Genomic DNA, 1,005 nt, shown 5'->3' with positions numbered 1-1,005 from the left:
GCATGGCGGGCGGCTGGGCCGCGGCGTCGGCGGGCCTCAGACACGCGGCGGAGACGGCGACCGCGGCACAGGGCCTGCCGGACCGCCCCTGGTACGACGCGCGGCGCCTGGACATCGACCTGTTGCTGTGGCGGCTGCGCGACCATCCGGACCTGGCGTCGTTCGTGGAGCGCGCCCTCGGCCCGCTCCTGGAGCACGACCGCCGCTCGCGCCCGCCGCTGCTGCCGACGCTGGAGACGTATCTGGCGCACGCGGGCCGCAAGGCGGAGACGGCCCGCGAACTCCACCTGAACCGGCAGACCCTCTACAACCGCCTGGCCCGCATCGGCGAGTTGCTGGGCACCGACCTCGACGACCCGCAGACGGTCCTGGCGTTGAGCCTGGCGCTGCGGGCACGCCGGCATGTGACGTGATCCCGGCAGCTCAGACCAGCGGCCGGTGCTGCGTCAACTCGTCGTAGACGCTGAGCACTTGGGCGACCGTCTCGTCCTCGGTCGGCCAGGTGGCCGCCTGCCGGGCGCCCTTCGCGGCGAGCGCCTGACGTCGTTCGGGGTCGTCCAGCAGCCGGATCACGGCGTCGGCGAGGGCGCGCGCATGACCGTACGGGACGAGTACGGCGGCGTCGCCGACGAGTTCGGGGATGCCGCCGACCCGGGTCGCGACGAGCGGCACGCGCGCGTGGAGGGCCTCCTGGGCGAGCAGGGAGCGCGCCTCCCAGCGGCTCGTCAGCAGCGCGAGGTCGGCCGCCGCGAGGAGATCGGTGACGTCGTCGCGCCGGCCGATGAGCCGCACCGGCAGCTCCTCGTCCTCGATCCGCCGCTGGAGCTCGGCCCGCAGCGACCCCTCGCCCGCGATCACGACCTGCGGTACGGGATCCAGCCGCCGCCAGGCGTGGGCGGCGTCCAGCAGCGTGCCGTAGCCCCGGTGCGGTTCGAGCGAGCCGACGGCGATCAGCAACGGCCGCCCGGTCGCGCCGAGTTCGGCCCGCACCTTGGCCCGCAGCCG

Annotated in this window: 2 protein-coding genes; one reads left to right on the top strand and one right to left on the bottom strand. The window is 75.2% G+C overall.

Features of this window, described 5'->3' with window-relative positions; genetic code table 11:
- A partial coding sequence (locus N4P33_RS35465) for a CdaR family transcriptional regulator (RefSeq protein ID WP_260831027.1) occupies nt 1-413 on the top strand: 413 nt, incomplete at its 5' end.
- 10 nt (nt 414-423) lie between these two features.
- On the opposite strand, the gene N4P33_RS35460 is transcribed toward N4P33_RS35465, so the two are convergent.
- The coding region (locus tag N4P33_RS35460) for a glycosyltransferase family 4 protein (RefSeq protein ID WP_260831025.1) at nt 424-1,005 on the bottom strand (582 nt) is incomplete at its 5' end.

Source organism: Streptomyces sp. 15-116A, assembly GCF_025290915.1.
Taxonomy (GTDB): domain Bacteria; phylum Actinomycetota; class Actinomycetes; order Streptomycetales; family Streptomycetaceae; genus Streptomyces.
The sequence above is the reverse complement of the archived record's forward strand: the minus strand, read 5'-3'. Positions and strand labels throughout refer to the sequence as shown.